Origin of the sequence: Bradyrhizobium genosp. SA-4 str. CB756 (assembly GCF_000473125.1) — a bacterium.
GTDB lineage: Bacteria > Pseudomonadota > Alphaproteobacteria > Rhizobiales > Xanthobacteraceae > Bradyrhizobium > Bradyrhizobium arachidis.
On record NZ_KI421499.1, the window covers coordinates 2,781,726 to 2,798,855 of the forward strand.

The 17,130-nt window shown below is 64.9% G+C and carries 16 protein-coding genes; 5 read left to right on the top strand and 11 right to left on the bottom strand.

The annotated features are described in order from the left end of the window. Positions 1–43 precede the first annotated feature (43 nt). The 8 genes from BRAGE_RS0113705 to gltX all read right to left on the bottom strand — a co-directional run bounded on the left by BRAGE_RS0113705 (position 44) and on the right by gltX (position 9,399). Positions 44–814 (bottom strand): SDR family NAD(P)-dependent oxidoreductase, encoded by a 771-nt coding sequence (locus tag BRAGE_RS0113705; protein ID WP_027559418.1) that lies wholly within the window; start codon positions 812–814, stop codon positions 44–46. Then, positions 811–1,920 (bottom strand): ABC transporter ATP-binding protein, encoded by a 1,110-nt coding sequence (locus BRAGE_RS0113710; RefSeq protein WP_027559417.1) that lies wholly within the window; start codon positions 1,918–1,920, stop codon positions 811–813. The genes BRAGE_RS0113705 and BRAGE_RS0113710 overlap by 4 nt, the downstream gene beginning before the upstream one ends. Before the next feature lie 10 nt (positions 1,921–1,930). Further along, positions 1,931–2,788, bottom strand: coding sequence for a carbohydrate ABC transporter permease (locus BRAGE_RS0113715; RefSeq protein WP_027559416.1), 858 nt, complete (start codon positions 2,786–2,788; stop codon positions 1,931–1,933). Continuing rightward, the gene (locus BRAGE_RS0113720) at positions 2,781–3,704 is read right to left on the bottom strand and encodes a carbohydrate ABC transporter permease (protein WP_027559415.1); all 924 of its coding nucleotides are present in this window, start codon (positions 3,702–3,704) and stop codon (positions 2,781–2,783) included. The genes BRAGE_RS0113715 and BRAGE_RS0113720 overlap by 8 nt, the downstream gene beginning before the upstream one ends. Next, entirely contained in the window at positions 3,701–4,987 is a 1,287-nt protein-coding gene (locus BRAGE_RS0113725) for an ABC transporter substrate-binding protein (RefSeq protein WP_027559414.1), read from the bottom strand. The genes BRAGE_RS0113720 and BRAGE_RS0113725 overlap by 4 nt, the downstream gene beginning before the upstream one ends. Positions 4,988–5,049: 62 nt before the next feature. Continuing rightward, positions 5,050–6,228, bottom strand: a complete 1,179-nt coding sequence (locus BRAGE_RS0113730; protein WP_027559413.1) for an ROK family transcriptional regulator — start codon at positions 6,226–6,228, stop codon at positions 5,050–5,052. A 278-nt stretch (positions 6,229–6,506) separates the two neighbouring features. Beyond that, entirely contained in the window at positions 6,507–7,811 is a 1,305-nt protein-coding gene (gene gltA / locus BRAGE_RS0113735) for a citrate synthase (RefSeq protein ID WP_027559412.1), read from the bottom strand. 157 nt (positions 7,812–7,968) lie between these two features. Beyond that, positions 7,969–9,399, bottom strand: coding sequence for a glutamate--tRNA ligase (gene gltX, locus BRAGE_RS0113740; RefSeq protein ID WP_027559411.1), 1,431 nt, complete (start codon positions 9,397–9,399; stop codon positions 7,969–7,971). A gap of 67 nt (positions 9,400–9,466) precedes the next feature. On the opposite strand from gltX, the gene BRAGE_RS0113745 reads away from it, so the two are divergent. From BRAGE_RS0113745 to BRAGE_RS0113765, 5 genes are all read left to right on the top strand, one after another. Then, positions 9,467–10,054, top strand: coding sequence for an NAD(P)H-dependent oxidoreductase (locus tag BRAGE_RS0113745; RefSeq protein WP_027559410.1), 588 nt, complete (start codon positions 9,467–9,469; stop codon positions 10,052–10,054). A gap of 79 nt (positions 10,055–10,133) precedes the next feature. Then, complete coding sequence (locus tag BRAGE_RS0113750; protein ID WP_027559409.1) at positions 10,134–11,810, top strand: glutamine--tRNA ligase/YqeY domain fusion protein; 1,677 nt, start codon at positions 10,134–10,136, stop codon at positions 11,808–11,810. 9 nt (positions 11,811–11,819) lie between these two features. Beyond that, the gene (locus BRAGE_RS0113755) at positions 11,820–12,206 is read left to right on the top strand and encodes a nuclear transport factor 2 family protein (protein ID WP_027559408.1); all 387 of its coding nucleotides are present in this window, start codon (positions 11,820–11,822) and stop codon (positions 12,204–12,206) included. A gap of 179 nt (positions 12,207–12,385) precedes the next feature. Then, a complete protein-coding gene (locus BRAGE_RS0113760) occupies positions 12,386–12,619 on the top strand; it encodes a DUF2171 domain-containing protein (RefSeq protein ID WP_027559407.1) in 234 nt (77 codons plus the stop codon). 92 nt (positions 12,620–12,711) lie between these two features. After that, positions 12,712–14,994, top strand: a complete 2,283-nt coding sequence (locus tag BRAGE_RS0113765) for a ComEC/Rec2 family competence protein (protein WP_027559406.1) — start codon at positions 12,712–12,714, stop codon at positions 14,992–14,994. A 9-nt stretch (positions 14,995–15,003) separates the two neighbouring features. Here the strand turns inward: BRAGE_RS0113765 and BRAGE_RS0113770 are convergent, their stop codons facing one another. The 3 genes from BRAGE_RS0113770 to BRAGE_RS0113780 form a co-directional block, all read right to left on the bottom strand. Beyond that, positions 15,004–15,945 carry a GAF domain-containing protein gene (locus BRAGE_RS0113770; protein WP_027559405.1) on the bottom strand — a complete coding sequence of 314 codons (942 nt, stop codon included), beginning with the start codon at positions 15,943–15,945 and terminating at the stop codon, positions 15,004–15,006. Positions 15,946–16,148: 203 nt separating this feature from the next. Continuing rightward, positions 16,149–16,583 (bottom strand): hypothetical protein, encoded by a 435-nt coding sequence (locus BRAGE_RS0113775; RefSeq protein ID WP_027559404.1) that lies wholly within the window; start codon positions 16,581–16,583, stop codon positions 16,149–16,151. 206 nt (positions 16,584–16,789) lie between these two features. Then, positions 16,790–17,014 (bottom strand): hypothetical protein, encoded by a 225-nt coding sequence (locus BRAGE_RS0113780; RefSeq protein WP_027559403.1) that lies wholly within the window; start codon positions 17,012–17,014, stop codon positions 16,790–16,792. Positions 17,015–17,130 lie beyond the last annotated feature (116 nt).

The following is a 17,130-nucleotide window of genomic DNA, read 5'->3' on the forward strand; positions in this document are numbered from 1 at the left end:
CCTATGATACCGCGCATGTTGCGCTAGCGTGGCCGGATCATGCCTAACCCAGGCCACCATCGACCCGGAAGCACTGGCTGGTGATCCGCTGGCTCTCGTCGGATGCGAGAAACAGCGCCATGCTCGCGATGTCCTCCGGCGTCACCGCGTCAGGGACCGCCTGTCGGGTGCGGCGAATCTCGGCGATGGCTTGCTCGTCCGGATACCACAGCCGGCGCTGGCGCTCGGTGATCACCATGCCCGGTGCGATCGCGTTGACGCGGATGCGGTCGGGGCCGACGGACCGCGCCAGCGAATTGGTGAAGCCGACGATCGCCGCCTTCGCCCCGGCATAGACCGGCAGTTGCGGCGCGCCGCGCATCCACGCCACCGATGACATGTTGATGATCGAGCCGCCGCCGCGCGCCTGCATCTGCGGCACCACGGCCTGTGCGGCAAAGAAGACGTGCTTGAGGTTGACCCCGATCGTCCAGTCGAACTCGGCCGGCGTCACCTCGGCCAGCGCCTGACGCTGGTCGTTGGCGGCGTTGTTGACGAGGACCGCGGTGTCGCCGAGTACCTGTTGAACCTGCACGATTGCAGCGCGCAAGGCGTCGATATCGAGGAGGTCGCAGGGCACGAAGAGAGGGGCGCTGTCGGATGCGGCGGTCACTTCTCGTACCAACGCCTTGCCCGCATCCTGATCGATGTCAAGGAAGGCAACACGGGCTTTCTGGGCGGCGAAGGCGCGCACGAAGGCCGCGCCGATGCCGCTGGCGCCGCCGGTGATCAGCACCACGCGGCCGGCAAGGCTGGAATAGGTGACTTCAGTCATGCGATCAGTCGCTCCGTCTCTGGGTCGAACAGGCAAATGCGGCGGGTGTCGAGCGCGAAGGACGCGGTCGCACCCGGCGCGGGGCGGATATCCGGTGAGATGCGCGCCTGCGCCGGCTCACCGCCAAGCCGCAGCAGGACGATGGTCTCGGCGCCGGTCGGCTCGACCATCTCAACTGGCGCATCGACAAGGACGGGGGCTTCTGCGGAAAAGACGCGGCCGGCCTCGGCGATGCATTCCGGCCTGATCCCGACGACGACGTCGCGGCCAACATAGGACGCTGCTCCGTCGTGTCCCCGCAGGCGCAGACGAACTTCGTCCGGTCGTCCAGGGCCGATCACGGCCACCGGCCCGCTGCTATCTGCCTCGAGCCGGGCCGGCATGGTGTTCATCGGCGGCGAGCCCATGAAGCGGGCGACGAACAGATTGGCGGGATAGCGGTACACGGTATCGGGGTCGGCGAATTGCTGCACGCTGCCCTGATGCATCACGGCGATCCGTGTCGCCATCGTCATCGCCTCGATCTGGTCGTGGGTGACATAGATGATGGTGGCGCCGATGCGCTGGTGCAGCCGCTTGATCTCCATCCGCATCTCGACGCGCAGTTTTGCATCGAGGTTGGAGAGCGGCTCGTCGAACAAAAAGAGCAGGGGATCGCGCACCAGCGCGCGGCCCATCGCCACGCGCTGGCGCTGGCCGCCTGAGAGCTGCGACGGCTTGCGGCCGAGCAGCGGCTCGATCTGCAGCAGTTTTGCGACATTCGCGACCGCCTTCTCCTGCTCCGCCTTCGGGACGTGGCGGCATTCCATGCCAAAGGTGATGTTCTGGCGCACCGTCATCGACGGGTAGAGCGCGTAGGACTGGAACACCATGGCGATGTCGCGGTCTTTTGGCGGGACGTCATTGACGACACGTCCGCCGATTTCCACCGTGCCTGCGCTGGCGCGATCGAGCCCGGCGACGATGTTGAGCAGCGTGGACTTGCCGCAGCCGGACGGCCCGACCAGCACGGTGAACTCGCCGCTCTCGATGTCGAGGTTGATGCCCTTCAGCACCTCCAGATTGGCGTAGCGCTTCGACAGGGCGCGAATGCTCAGTGCTGTCATGACAGATCCATCATTTCACTGCGCCTGCGGTGAGGCCGCGCACGAAGTACTTGCCGCCGATCAGATAGATCAGCAGCGTCGGCAGGGCGGCGATCATGACCGCGGCGCTTTGTACGCCATGCTGCGGGATATCGGCGACCGCGGCGGAGAGCGCGATCAGCGCTGCTGTGACCGGCTGCTGCTGACCGGTCGTGAATGTCACGCCATAGAGGAACTCGTTCCAGATATGCGTGAACTGCCAGATCACGGTGACGACTAGGATCGGCGGCGAGAGCGGCAGGATGATGCGCCAGAAAATGCGAAAGAACCCTGCGCCATCGATGCGCGCGGCTCTGATCAACTCCTGGGGGATGGCCACGTAGTAGTTTCGGCAGAACAGGGTGGTGAAGGAAAGCCCCTGGATCGTGTGGATCACGACCAAGCCGGTGAGCGTGTTCATCAGGCCGGTGTCGCGCAGCACGATGGTCCAGGGCAGCAAGCGCATCTGCTGCGGCAGGAAGATGCCGAGCGTGACGATGCCGTAGATCCAGCTGTCGCCGCGAAAGCGCCAGAGCGTGACCGCGTAACCGGCGACCGCGCCAAGCAGGGTGGAGAAGATCGTCGCGGGAATGGTCACGATCGCGGAGTTCAGCATGTACGGCCGGATGCCGGCACAGGTCTCGGCGACGCAGAAGCCGCTCCAGGCGGCGGCGTAGTTGCTCCATGCCAGGTGCTGCGGCCAGCCGATCATCGAGCCCTGCGCGATCTCCTCGTTGCTGCGGAGCGAATTCAGCACGACAACGGCTAATGGCGCGAGCCATGCGACGGCGATCAGCGAAACGACGAGATAGATCAGGATCCGGCTTGGGGCGAAGGTCCGCTCACGCATGGATCGCCCGCCGCCGCTGGATATAGCGCCACGCTGCATAGGGCAGCAGCACCGCAAGAAGGATGAGCAGCATGAGCACCGCCGCGGCCGCGCCCCGGCCGAGCAGGCTGCGCTGGAACATCAGATCATAGACGACGAGCGCCGGCAGTTGGGTCGCGATCCCAGGCCCGCCATTGGTGAGCGCGCGGACGAGGTCGAAGGTCGATATCGCGAACTGTAGCTGGATGACGATGACGGTGACGGTGATCGGCCAAAGCGTCGGCAGGATGACGCGCCGGTACATCCTGATAGGTCCGGCGCCGTCGATCTGCGCGGCCTTGATCAGGTCGGCATCGACGGAGCGGAGGCCGGCGAGGAAGAGCGCCATGGCAAAGCCGGAGGATTGCCAGATCGCCGCGATGACGATGGTCCAGATCGCCATGTCGCGGTCGATCAGCCAGTCGAACCGGAAAGAGGTCCAGCCGAGGTCGTGGACCAGCTTCTGGATTCCCAGGCCGGGATTGAGCAGCCAGCTCCAGACCGTGCCGGTGACCACGAACGACACCGCCAGGGGATAGAGGAAGATGGAGCGCAGCACGTTCTCGCCGCGGATGCGCTGATCGAGCAGGATGGCAAGGACGAGGCCAGTCGCCAGACTCAGCAACACGAAGGCGCTGCCAAACAGCAGCAGATTGTCGAGGGCGATCTGCCAGTTCCGTGAGGCCGCGACCGCGGAATAGTTGCGCAAACCCACCCAGCCCGTAAGAGGAACCAGCGTGGATGGTGTGAACGATATCCAGATCGTCCACAGCGAGAACGCGATGAGGTGCGCTGCGGACAGCAGCAGCGGCACCCAGATCGTGAGAATTTCGGGCAGCCGGCGGACCATGTCAGACGCCGCCGGCCGGCCCGGTCTTGTCGAGACGGCGATGGTCAACGGGCACTCTCGACGGCTTCGGCGAGGCGCGTGGCTGCTTGCTCCGGCTTGATCGTCTTGTTCTTCACGAACTCCGTGATCACGTCGATCATCGCTGCCGTCATGCCGTTTTCCTGCGCCATGTTGTGCGCAAGACTGAGGACGGCCTGATTGCTGGCGATCGCGTCTTTCAGAGCGGCGGCGGTCCGCCGTTGACCGTCCGACCAGCCTTCGCCGGAGAGATCGACATCGGTGCGCACGGGGATCGATCCCGTGATCTGCGAGTACATGGTCTGGATCGCCGGATCCATGACGAGCTGGGCCATCAGCGTCTGCCCGGCTTGCAGGTCTGCCTCCTTGCGCTGCCAGAAGATGAAGGCATCGGCATTCAGCAGAAAGACCGGCTTGCCATTGTCGCTCGGGCCCGGGGCGATCATGAAGTCTTCGAACTTGAAGCCGGCGTTGCGCAACACGCCCTGCGCCCAGCCGCCCATGATCATCATGCCCATGTCGCCGTCGACGAAGCGCTTCAGATTGGTCGAGAAATGCTGGGCGCCGACGTTCGGGTCCATCCAATCGGCGATCTTGCGGACCTGCACGAACGCAGCCTTGATCTCGGGGGCCTTCAGGGCCTTCTCGTCGAGATTCATGATGGCCGTACGATAGACGGCCGGACTGATGCCCGCCAAAGCGGCCTCGAACTTCTGCCCATCATCGGGTCGGGTGCCGCCGTTGGCGACGGGATATGCGACGCCGCCCGCTTTCATCTTCTCGGCGAGATCATTGAACTCGGCCCAGGTGACGGGGATCTTGTCGGCCTTGGCCTTATCCATCGCGCGCTTGGAGAGGAACAGCATGTTGGTGCTGTAGATCTGCAGCGGCAGTGCGATCCACTTGCCGGCCGGCTTGTGCAGTTTTGCAAGGTCCGGCGCGACGACCTTCTCATAGCCGGCGGCAGCGACAAGTGCGTCTAGATCGACGGTCGGAGCAATCTTCGACCAGGCCGCAATCTCGGGGCCCTTGAGCTGCGAGCAGGCCGGCGGATCGCCGGCGATGATCTGGGCGCGCAGCTTGTTCATCATCTCGGTGGTGAAGCCGGGGACGGGCGAGTGCTGCCAGACGCCGCCTTTCTCCTCGAACTTCTTCCCGAGCGCGGTGATGGCAGCGCCATCGCTGCCCGCGGACCATTGTGAGATCGCGGTGAGGCGCGGCTTGACGGCGCCTTGGGCGCGGGCAAAGGCCGGCAGCGCAAGCATGGCAGCAGATCCAGCGAGCAGACGACGCCTTGTTGTTGTGATCGGCATGGCAAGTTCCTCCCGGGTGTGAACTTTCTTGTTGAGTGCCTGAGGCTGCGCGTCAGGACATGTCAGGCGGCCTCCGTCGAGGCCGCGGGCATGCCGCCGCGGCTGGCGAGGCAGAAGGCGGCAAAGGCGAGGGCAGCCTGCGGATCGTTGCCGTTCGAGGGCGGCACGAAGGCAAGCGACACCTGCGCCAGCTTCCGCCCGCCCAGCAGGCAGGCGTCGATCCCGTCGACCACGGCTTTGCGATCCTCTTCAGAGAGAGCCGATGGCCATCCGCTGACGACGACGCCGCGGCATGGCTTGACGTTCAACGTGTTGCCGATGGCAAGGCCCAGCCTGAACAGCCGCTGCCGCAATTCCTGGCGCACCCGCGATGTCAGGGGGATCGTGGTCACCCATTCACTGCCGAGCCGGAGCAATTCCGCTTCGTTGGTGCGCAGAAGCTCGGCCAGCGCCGGCAGGGACGTATAGGCTTCGACGCAGCCGTGATGGCCGCAGCGGCAGCGCGGTCCGTCGGCGCCGAACACCATGTGGCCGAGCTCGACCGGCTGGAGCGTATCCTCCTCGATCGGATCGTCCATCCACGTCGCGGCGACGCCCTGGCCGACAAAGACGAACAGATGCGCATCGCTGAACGGATAGCTCTCCGTGCGGCATCGATGGAAGGTGGCGTGCGCCACCACCGAATTGGTGAAGGCGACCGGAACGTCCGCGAACAGCTCGCCGAACATGTCGCCGATCCGCCCGACGTCGCAGGGAATGATCGGGTTGCCGAACTCGCTCAGGCGGCCGAGGCCGGGAATGGTGATGCCGATCTGCGCCAGCGTGATGCGGCGGCGGCGCGTCCAGTCGCGCAGCAAGGTCAGCGCTTCGCGGAACACGTTGCCGACGCTCTCGACCGTCACTGTTTTCGGCAGCGGCACGCGCTCGGTGTAATGCAGATCGCCCGACAAGCCGCCGACGCCGATACCGAGCCACTGGCCGGTCAGCTCGAGGGCCGCAAGCGCCACGGTGCGATCGAGCGACACGAGGCCCGTCGGGCCGCCGACATAGGGGGCGGGGCGCCTGACTTCCTCGATCAAGCCCTCGGCTTTCAGGTCGAACAGGATGCGCGACAGGCTCGCCTCCGACAGGCGCACGGCCTTGGCCAGCGGCGGCCGGAACGAGCCGCCCGACTGAAGCAGATGAGTCAAAATGGCAGCGCGCGTCTGCCGCCGACTTCTCGGCTGCTCCGGCATTTCCATCCCTGTGGTCATTCTTACTTAGAGTAAGAATTTGCGCGCGGAGTGTTTCGACTGTCAAGCGCTGGGTGGCGCGATGGGCGGACTTGTTGTTGTGCGTGGCAGCAACGGGCGCGGATTCGGCCGGTCTCGTAAGGTGGGCAAAGCGAAGCGTGCCCACGGTTTCGTTCCCATCACGGAGAGGTGGTGGGCACGCTGCGCTTTGCCCACCCTACAAGGACGCAAACAAAAACGGCGCCATCCTGCGATGGCGCCGTTTCGAAAGCCGTTTCGGCTAGGACTTACTTGCGATCCTTGATCGCGACGTAGTCGCGGCGGGTGACGCCGGTGTAGAGCTGGCGCGGACGGCCGATCTTCTGCTGCGGGTCCTCGATCATCTCGCTCCACTGGCTGATCCAGCCGACGGTGCGGGCGACCGCGAACAGCACGGTGAACATCGAGACCGGGAAGCCCATCGCCTTCAGCGTGATGCCCGAATAGAAGTCGACGTTCGGGTACAGCTTGCGGTCGATGAAGTACTGGTCGCTGAGCGCGATCTTCTCGAGCTCCATCGCCACCTTCAGCATCGGATCGTCGCCATGGCCGGTCTCCTTGAGAACGGCGTGACACATCTTCTGCATGATCTTGGCGCGCGGATCGTAGTTCTTGTAGACGCGGTGACCGAAGCCCATCAGGCGGACTTCGCTGTTCTTGTCCTTCACCTTGGCGATGAACTCGGGGATCTTGTCCACGGTGCCGATCTCAGCGAGCATCGCGAGCGCGGCTTCGTTGGCGCCGCCATGCGCGGGGCCCCACAGGCAGGCGATGCCGGCGGCGATGCAGGCGAACGGGTTGGCGCCCGACGAGCCGGCGATGCGCACGGTCGAGGTCGAGGCGTTCTGCTCGTGGTCGGCGTGCAGGATGAAGATCTTGTCCAGCGCGTCAGCGAGCACCGGGTTGATCTTGTACTCCTCGCACGGCACGGCGAAGCACATGTTGAGGAAGTTCTCGGCGAAGGAGAGCGAGTTCTTCGGATACACGAAGGGCTGGCCGACCGTGTACTTGTAGGCCATCGCGGCCAGGGTCGGGATCTTCGCGATCATGCGCATGGAGGCGATCATGCGCTGCTTCGGATCGTTGATGTCGGTGCTATCGTGATAGAACGCGGCGAGCGCGCCGACGGAGGCGACCATCACGGCCATCGGATGGGCGTCGCGGCGGAAGCCCTGGAAGAAGCGGGCCATCTGCTCGTGCACCATCGTGTGATGGATCACGCGGTCGTCGAAATCCTTCTTCTGCGCGGCGGTCGGGAGATTCCCGTAGAGCAGCAGATAGCAGGTCTCGAGGAAGTCGCCGTTCTCGGCGAGCTGCTCGATCGGGTAGCCGCGGTATTCGAGGACGCCGGCGTCGCCGTCGATATAGGTGATCTTGGACTGGCAGCTCGCGGTCGAGGTGAAGCCCGGATCGTAGGTGAACAGGCCGGACTGGCCGTAGAGCTTGCCGATATCGATGACATCAGGCCCGACGCTGCCGCTGTGAATCGGAAGATCGTAGTTCTTGTTTCCGACCGTCAGCGTGGCGGTCTTGTTGCTTGGTTTTGCGTCCATCAGAGGTCCCCGATGTATGGTGAAACGGGCCGGACCCGGAAGGCCCCGATGACATGGTGGGGCAGGCCGGATATTCCAGAAGGTACGGGGGAGATGGGTATATTATTGCTGTGTGCGCTGCAAGATCATGGCAGCCATGGCCTACTTACGTCGTAGACTATTCCTTGGCCTGATCCTTAAGACGGCCAAGGCTCTCCTGGCGTCCCAGCACGTCCAAAACCTCAAATATACCAGGCGACGTGGTGCGGCCGGTCAGCGCCGCCCGCAAGGGCTGGGCGACCGCGCCGAGCTTGAGACTTTTTTCCTCGGCAAAGGTACGCAGTGCGGCTTCGGTGGTTGCGCCGCTCCAGGTGTCGACTTTCTCCAGCGCGGAATGAAGCTGGCCGATCAGCTTGCGGTTTTCCGGCGTGAGCAGGGCGGCCGCCTTGGGATCGAGCTCCAGAGGCCGGTCGGCGAAGATGAAATAGGCGCCGTCGATCAGCTCGATCAGCGTCTTGGCGCGCTCCTTGAGGGCCGGCATGGCCTTGAGCAGTTGCGCCCGCGTGGTGTCGTTCAACTTGGCCTTGATATCGTCGCGGGCCGGCACGACGTGGTCGAGCACGTCCTCGAACATCTTCACGAGCGATTGATCGTCGGCATTGCGGATGTAGTGGCCGTTGAGGTTTTCCAGCTTGGCGAAATCGAACCGGGCGGCGGCGCGGCCGACATTGGCGAGATCGAACGCGGCGATCATCTCCTCGGTCGAGAAGATTTCCTGGTCACCATGGCTCCAGCCGAGCCGGACGAGGTAGTTGCGCAGCGCGGCCGGGAGGTATCCCATGGCGCGGTAGGCATCGACGCCGAGCGCGCCGTGGCGCTTGGAGAGTTTTGAGCCGTCCGGGCCGTGGATCAGCGGGATGTGGGACATGCTCGGCAGCGCCCAGCCCATCGCATCATAGATCTGCTTCTGGCGGGCGGCGTTGATCAGATGGTCATCGCCGCGGATGACGTGGGTGACGCCCATGTCGTGGTCGTCCACCACCACCGCGAGCATGTAGGTCGGGTTGCCATCGCCGCGCAGCAGCACGAGATCGTCGAGATTCTCGTTCTGCCAGACCACGCGGCCCTGGACCTGATCCTCGATCACGGTCTCGCCGGTCTGCGGGGCGCGCAGTCGGATGGTCGGCTTGACGTCGGCAGGCGCGGTTGCCGGGTCGCGGTCGCGCCACATGCCGTCATAGAGGCGGGTGCGGCCCTCCGCGCGCGCCTTCTCGCGCATTGCGGTCAGCTCCTCGGCGGTGGCGTAGCAGCGATAGGCCTTGCCGTCGGCGAGCAGCTGCTCGGCGACCTCGCGGTGGCGCGCGGCGCGGCTGAACTGGTAGATGACCTCGCCGTCCCAGCCGAGCTCGAGCCACCTCAAGCCGTCGAGGATGGCGCCGATCGCGGCTTCCGTGGAGCGCTCCCGGTCGGTGTCCTCGATCCGGAGCAGCATCTTGCCGCCGTGCTTCTTCGCATAGAGCCAGTTGAACAGCGCCGTGCGGGCGCCTCCGATATGGAGGAAGCCGGTCGGGGAGGGAGCGAAGCGGGTGACGATTTGAGGTGTGGTCATTCGATAGTGAGCTGGGACGGTCAAGGTGTGGGGCGACCGTGTATCATAGGGTTGGGAGATTTTGCCAATGCTAATCCAGGTGGTTCATAGCCATCCACTCGCGGACAGCTACAATCACGCGCTGTTCCAAACCATCGTCGCGACGCTGAAGCGCCGGCATGAGGTGATCGCGACCGACCTTTACCGTGAGGGCTTCTTCCCCGCGATGACCGAGGCGGAGCGGCGTAGCTACTATCAGGGCTCCTATACCGAGGATGCGGTGGCACGCCTCATTGCGGATTTGCGGCGCATCGACGGCATCATCTTCTGCTTCCCACATTGGTGGTTTTCGATGCCTGCCATGCTCAAGGGCTATTTTGACCGGGTCTGGGCGCCAGGAACGGCGTTTACCCACGATCTGAAGGGCGGGCGTATCAGGCCGTTGCTCACCAACATTCGAACGTTCGGCGTCGTGACCAGCTACGGCTCGCCCTGGTGGCTGACCCGGATTGTCATGCAAGACCCCGGCCGCAAGGTCCTGTTTCGTGCGCTGAAGCCGATGTGCGGCGCCGGTGTTCGCTCGTTCTATCTGGCGCACTACGATATGGATCGTTCCACCCCGGCGTCCCGGGCGGCCTTTGTCGAACGCGTCCGCACCAGGATCGCCGAAGTTTGATCGGGGGGCTGGCATGGGGCTTGGCCTTTCGGCACGAATTTGGCAGAAGGGCCGCTGATTTCCCTACAGGATTTTCGTAATGACAGAACCGGTGGCAGGCGAGGTTGGGCGCGATTTCATTCGTGACATCATCCAGGCCGACCTCGATCAGGGCAAGTACAAGGAGATCGTGACCCGGTTCCCGCCGGAGCCGAACGGCTACCTGCATATCGGCCACGCCAAGTCGATCGCGCTCAATTTCGGCATCGCCCAGGAGTTTCCGGGCCGCTGCCATCTGCGCTTCGACGACACCAACCCGGTCAAGGAAGAGCAGGAATATATCGATTCCATCCAGGCCGACGTGCGCTGGCTCGGCTTCGACTGGGGCAAGAACCTGTTCTTCGCCTCTGACTATTTCGACCGCCTGTACGAATGGGCCGAGCAGCTGATCCGCGAGGGGCTCGCCTATGTCGACGACCAGACCCAGGAGGAGATCCGCCTCTCGCGCGGCACGCTGACCGAGCCTGGCAAGAACTCGCCCTTCCGCGACCGCAGTGTGGACGAAAACCTCGACCTGTTCCGCCGCATGAAGGCCGGTGAATTTCCGAACGGTGCCCGCGTTTTACGGGCCAAGATCGACATGTCCTCGGGCAACATCAACCTGCGCGATCCCGTGCTCTACCGCATCCTTCATGCGCACCATCCGCGCACCGGAACCAAGTGGAGCATCTATCCGAGCTACGACTACGCCCACGGCCAGTCGGACGCCATTGAAGGCATCACGCATTCGATCTGCACGCTGGAGTTCGAGGACCATCGGCCGCTCTACGACTGGTTCATCGAGAAGCTGCCGGTGCCGTCCGAGCCGCACCAGTACGAAATGGCGCGGCTCAATCTGACCTACACGCTGCTGTCCAAGCGCGTGCTGACCCAGCTCGTCCGCGACGGTCATGTCGCCGGCTGGGACGATCCGCGCATGCCGACCGTGGCGGGCATGCGCCGCCGCGGCGTGCCGCCGGCCGCCTTACGCGAATTCGTCAAGCGCATCGGTGTGGCCAAGGCCAACAGCGTCGTTGATGTCGGCATGCTCGAGTTCTGCATCCGCGAGGAGTTGAACCGCACGGCGCAGCGCCGCATGGCGGTCTTGAGGCCGCTCAAGATCGTCATCGAGAACTATCCGGAAGGGCAGACCGAGGAGCTCGAGGCGATCAATCATCCCGACGATCCCTCAGCCGGCACGCGCAAGATCACGTTCGGCCGCGAGCTCTATATCGAGCAGGACGACTTCATGGAGAACCCGCCGAAGAAGTTCTTCCGCCTGTCGCCGGGCAACGAGGTGCGCCTGCGCTATGCCTATTTCGTCAAGTGCACCGGCGTGATCAAGAACGACAAGGGCGAGGTCGTGGAGCTGCGCTGCACTTACGACCCGGCGACCAAGGGCGGCAACGCGCCCGACGGCCGCAAGGTCAAGGCGACCATGCACTGGCTGCCGGCGGGGGCATCGAAGCCGGCGGAAATCCGCATCTACAATCAGCTCTTCGCCAATCCGAGCCCGGACGCCTCGAACTTCGCGGCCGATCTCAATCCGAACTCGCTGGAGATCCTCTCCGATGCGCGGGTCGAGGCATCGGTCGCCGAGAGCAATTCGATGGAGCCGATGCAGTTCGAGCGCCAGGGCTATTTCGTGCGCGACAAGGACTCGACGCCGGGCAAGCCGGTGTTCTCCCGCACCATCGGCCTGCGTGATACGTTCGCGAAGGAAGTCGCTAAAGGCTGAGGATCTGAGATGAGCAGTGAAGCCGACGCCATCGTTTCCGCCATCATCGCGAAATGGTGCGCCGGCTTCGCAACGCTCGACGCCGGCGCGCTGTCGTCGCTCTATGCGAAGAATGCCTTCTTCTTCGGCTCGAATCCAAAGCTCTATCGGGGCAGGGACGGCGTTGCCGATTACTTCAACGGCCTGCCGCGCTGGCGCAAGCCATCTGCGGCCTTTTCCGAGGTGAACGCGGCGCAGGCCGGCCCTGACCTGATCAACATGGCGGCCACCATCACGTTCGACCTCGCAGGCGAGCGGGACGATCTCATCGTCAAGATGAGCTGGGTCATCATGCGCGAGGACGGCGAGTGGAAGATCGTCAATCACCACGCCTCGTCGCAGCTGCCGCTGATCTAGCGCACCGTATTCCATTGGCTCCGTCATTCCGGGATGGCCCGAAGGGCCAGGCCCGGAATCCATAACCCCGGCTCGTGGTTATGGATTCCGGGCTCGCGCCAAGGGGCGCGTCCCGGAATGACGATGGAAACGAACGCGCGTCGGCTGCGTTGAGATGGATTCCCAACCAAGGATCCGCCATGCAGAACATCGCAGAGCATATGGAAGTCATCGGCGCCGACGGCGTCCACATCGGCACCGTCGACCGGGTCGAGGGCAATCGCATCAAGCTGACCAAGAAGGACAGCGGCGAGGGCAGCCACAAGGGGCACCATCACTTCATCGACAAGGGCCTCGTTGCCGACGTCGAAGGCAACAAGGTGCGCCTGTCGGCGAAAGCGGATGTCGCCGTGACCATGGAAGAGGAAAAGTAGGCGGGCCTCCGTTCGTTCCCGATCCGTACCGCTATTCCGCCTGCACGTTCCGGTAGCCTCGGCACCCGTCGCGTATCGCAGGGTGCTAGGGGATGGCGGAGCCGGGCCGGCCGCAGCGTGTCTCGCAAGGGATCGCGGGAACTTGGCCGACGGGCCGAACCGCCTCGGCGGGCGGCTTTGCGCCGGCGGGCTCCGGCCTTTGGCCCGCGATCGTCGAGACGCTGGGCGAATGGGCGCGCGCGGAGGCCGGCGCCGGGCGGCTGTTGCCGTGGGTGCCTGTCGCGTTCGGCGGCGGCATCGCGCTGTACTTCGCGGCCGATCATGAGCCGGTGCTGTGGGTCGTTGCCGCCACCGCGGTCGCGCTCATCTGTGGTGCGGTCCTGTTGCGGCGGAGCCGGTGGTTTGCGCCTGCGCTCCTGATCGCGACGGTCGCGGCCGGCCTGGCCGTGGCGACCTGGAAGACGGCGCGTATCGCGCACACGGTGCTGGCAAAGCCGCTCTATTCGGTCTCGCTGTCGGGCTTCGTCGAGACCCGCGACATCCGCGAGCGCACCGACCGTTTTGTCCTTCGTGTCACCGCGATGGAGGCGCAGCGCAGTGATGTAAAACTCGAGCGCGTGCGCTTGTCGGTGCGCAAGGGGACCGCGCCCGAGGTCGGCAGCTTCGTGCAGCTGAAGGCGCGGTTGTTGCCGCCGATCTCGCCGGTGCGACCCGGCAGCTACGATTTCTCGCGCGACATGTTCTTCCAGGGCATCGGCGCCTCCGGCTTCGTGATGGGAGCGATCACGGCGTCCGTGCCACCGGATACCGGTGGCCTGCGGCTGCGCTATGCCGCGTTCATGCAGGGCCTGCGCGATGCGATCGACGCGCGCATCCGCGCGACGCTCGAGGGCGACAATCGCGCCATCGCGACGGCGCTGCTGACCGGTCGGCGCGATGCGATCTCGACGCCCGTCAATGACGCCATGTTCATCTCGGGGCTGGGGCATGTGCTGTCGATCTCCGGCTACCACATGGCGGTCGTCGCCGGCGTCGTGTTCTTCGCCGTGCGCGCGCTGCTGGCCTTGATTCCGCGGCTTGCGGCCGGCTTCGCCATCAAGAAATGGTCGGCGGCCGCGGCACTGGTCGCGGCGGCGTTCTATCTGCTGCTGTCGGGCGCGGAAGTCGCGACGCAAAGATCGTTCTTCATGACGGCGGTGGTGCTGATCGCAGTGATGGTCGACCGCCGCGCCATCACGTTCCGTACGCTGGCCGTGGCAGCGCTGATCGTGCTCGCGGTCGCGCCGGAAGCGCTTGTGCATCCGAGTTTTCAAATGTCCTTCGCCGCGACGCTGGGACTTGTTGCGCTGGTGCAGATCGGCATGCCCAATTTGTTTGCCTCGCCCGAGCATTCCACGACCGCGCGGATCGCGCTGTGGGGCGGGCGCGAGATCGCGATGCTGTTCCTGGCCTCGCTGATCGCGGGGCTTGCGACCACGCCCTACGCCGCCTTCCACTTCCACCGCGTCACGCCGTTCGGCGTGCTCGCCAATCTCGGCGCCATGCCGGTGGTCTCGGCGCTGGTCATGCCGGCCGGGCTGTTGGGCCTGCTTGCGGCACCGTTCGGGCTCGACGGCGTGTTCTGGTGGCTGATGGGGATCGGCATCGACTGGATGATCGCGGTCTCGCGCTGGGTAGCGGGCTTGCCAGGCGCGGTCGGCCGCATCCCGGCCTTCGGCATAGGCCCGCTGATCGCGGCGAGCCTCGGGGTCATCGTGATGGGTTTGTTGCGCACGCCGCTGCGCTGGTCCGGCGCCGTGGTGCTGCTGGCGGCGATCCTCTGGGGCCTCGCGGCGCGCCAGCCCGACATTCTGATTGCCGGGGACGGCCAGAGCGTCGCGGTGCGGGGCAGGGACGGGCGCCTGCATCTGATCAGGGCCAGCAAGGACGGTTTTCTGCTCAAGGAGTGGCTCGCCGCCGACGCCGATGCGCGCGAGGCCGGCAGTGCCGCATTGGCTGACGGCGGGTCATGCGACGAGGCCGGCTGCGTCACGCCGCTCGCCGACGGGCGGCTGGTGGCGCTGTCCCTTCGGATCGACGCGCTGGCGGATGATTGCAGTCGCGCTGCACTGGTGGTGACGGCAAGGCCCGCGCCGCCGGATTGCGCGGCGATGGTGGTCGACCGGCAGCGTCTTGCCGCACAAGGAGCGCTCGCCCTGACACATCGCGGCGACGGCTTCGCGGTCCAGGCAGTGAAGGCGAGGGGCACGGACCGTCCATGGTCGCCGGCGATCGCGAGCGAGGCTGATTTCGGGACGAGCCTTGCGCCGCAGGCGGCGACGCTCCGCAACCGGGACGCAACGCCGTCCGAGGCCGACTTGCAGGCCGATGACTGAGCAGATCGGCTACAAGTACCAGGCCAGCACGGCGTCGAGTCCCGCACCTCCGATCACCGGTAGCGCCACCATCCGGCTCAGTCCGGCTGTTTGGGCCTCGGAGCCGGAGATCGAGCCGTCATGCGCGAGATCGTCATTGAGCGCGGGCATGCCTGTGGCCCAGGCGCCGCCGATGCTGCCCTCGCTCCTGGCGATGGATTTGTTCGCATAGAGCGCGGTGAGGTCGGTCTGCGCGCCACAGTCGCCGGCGTGGAAGACCAGCGCCGAACGAATCTCGTTCGGCACCCAGATCTCGAAGCGCCGCGCAATCGGCGTTGCCTGCGCGGAGAGGAATGTCAGAACCCAGGTCTTCTCAGTGCCGGCTCGGTAGGGGATGCCGACGCCGAGGTTGATCCCGACTTCGGCCGCGTCCTCCCAGCGCAGAAAGCTCTTGGCGTTGTGCAGGTCCTTGATGATCAGCGGCAGGCCCGCTTTCCAGGTGCGTCCGGGCAGGCCGAAGCCGCGCGGAAACCTGGTGTGGCGGGAGTTGAACTCGAACATGTCGGCGGTGCCATAGTAGCCGTCGACGAGCCTCATCTCGTGGGACGTATCGGCGTCGTTGTGCCAGAGCTCGATGGCGCCGACATGCGCCTCGTCGTCGCCGCAGAACAGCACCATCACCGCTTGCAGGAATTCGCCTGCAAAGACCGGCACCGCGACGCCGCAGGTGAGACCGGCTGCAAGGGCTTGGTCGGTCCGTTTGAAATAGGAGTTGGCGAATTTGGTGAGGATCACCGGGTGGCCGGACGCCCAGGCCTTGCCGGGGAGCCCCTCGTCATATCCGAAGTGCAGATCTTCGCTCACAGCCCTGAACGCGGACAGCCCTTCGCCGTAGAGGCCGCCGCCGAATTCCAGACGCATGCGCGTCCTGTCGGGCACCCAGAGTTCAACGACACGAATGAAGGTTTTCATCGAGTCCGTCCGCCGTCCCAAGCCGGAACAGCATCGGCCATTTGCCTGTGAAACGGACGTTCAAAATTCAGGCAGCGCCGCGCAAACTTCGTGCGACGGGAAGGTGGGATATCGAGAGACACAAACAACACCACGTCGCCGGCCGCGGCCGGCGATGGCGATCTCAATTCCGGGCTCCGACCTGGCGGCCGGGGATATCTGCTTCAACCGATCGGCAGACGCGGCGTCGTCGGGCGGTTCTCGGCACTGACCTGCGGCTTGTGCTCGCGCTCGCCGAGCGGCTGGGTCACGGGCAGTTGCAGCACGGTTGCCTGCTGGCCTTCGACGAGCTGAGTCACCAGCACGTATTTGCCGTCGGGGAATTCGATCGCGTCATGATGGCGATCGGGAATGTGCGGATCAATCTTGCCGAACTTGCCGACACGCGAGTTGACGGTGCGCGTCCAGATCCAGCGATTGTCGTAGCGGACGTTGTCGGCGAAGGCGAGCTCCGTTCCCGGCAGCAGGCAGACCGCGACGGTCGGATCGGCCGCGGAGGCAAAGCCGCGCGTCGAGGTGCCGCGGAACGTTGTCGTCACGATCGTCTCGCCGACCTCGGCAGGGCGCGATGCGACGGCATGCAGGCTGTAGTCACACATCGTGGGTGCTCCTCATGCGGAGATAGCAACCCGCGCCTCTGTCTTACGAGGCGCAGGCCTCTATCAGAGTGGAAGCATCATAGCGTCTGCCCGGTTATAGGCAAATCTGCGGCTCGCTGCCGCAGCGTGCGATCACATTATCTTTCCCGAATCCCCCGGGAACAAAGCCTGCTTTCGTGCATTCGGTGGGCGTATCAGTGGCCAGCTCAGCGGCCAGCCGGCGCCGACCAACCGGAGTATGGCCAGACCGGTTGCGATGGTTGCGTGAGCGCATTGCGCGCGTTGCGGACTTGCTCGCTCATTGCCGTTTCCTTGGCCGTCTCCTTGGCCACGTTCTTACGGGCATGGCGGTGCGATGGTGCGGCAACGGCTTGCGATGCTGATGCTGCGATCAGCGCCGCTGCTACTGTGCTCAGGATGATCTTGCGCATGGCATCTCCTCGAACCGAAAGCCTTTCCGAAGCGGTGCTGCTTCGTGCGGCGTGGCGAGGATGTAGCGCCGGAGGAGGGGCCGGATAATCTGCGCGAAACCAGAAAGACTATCCAG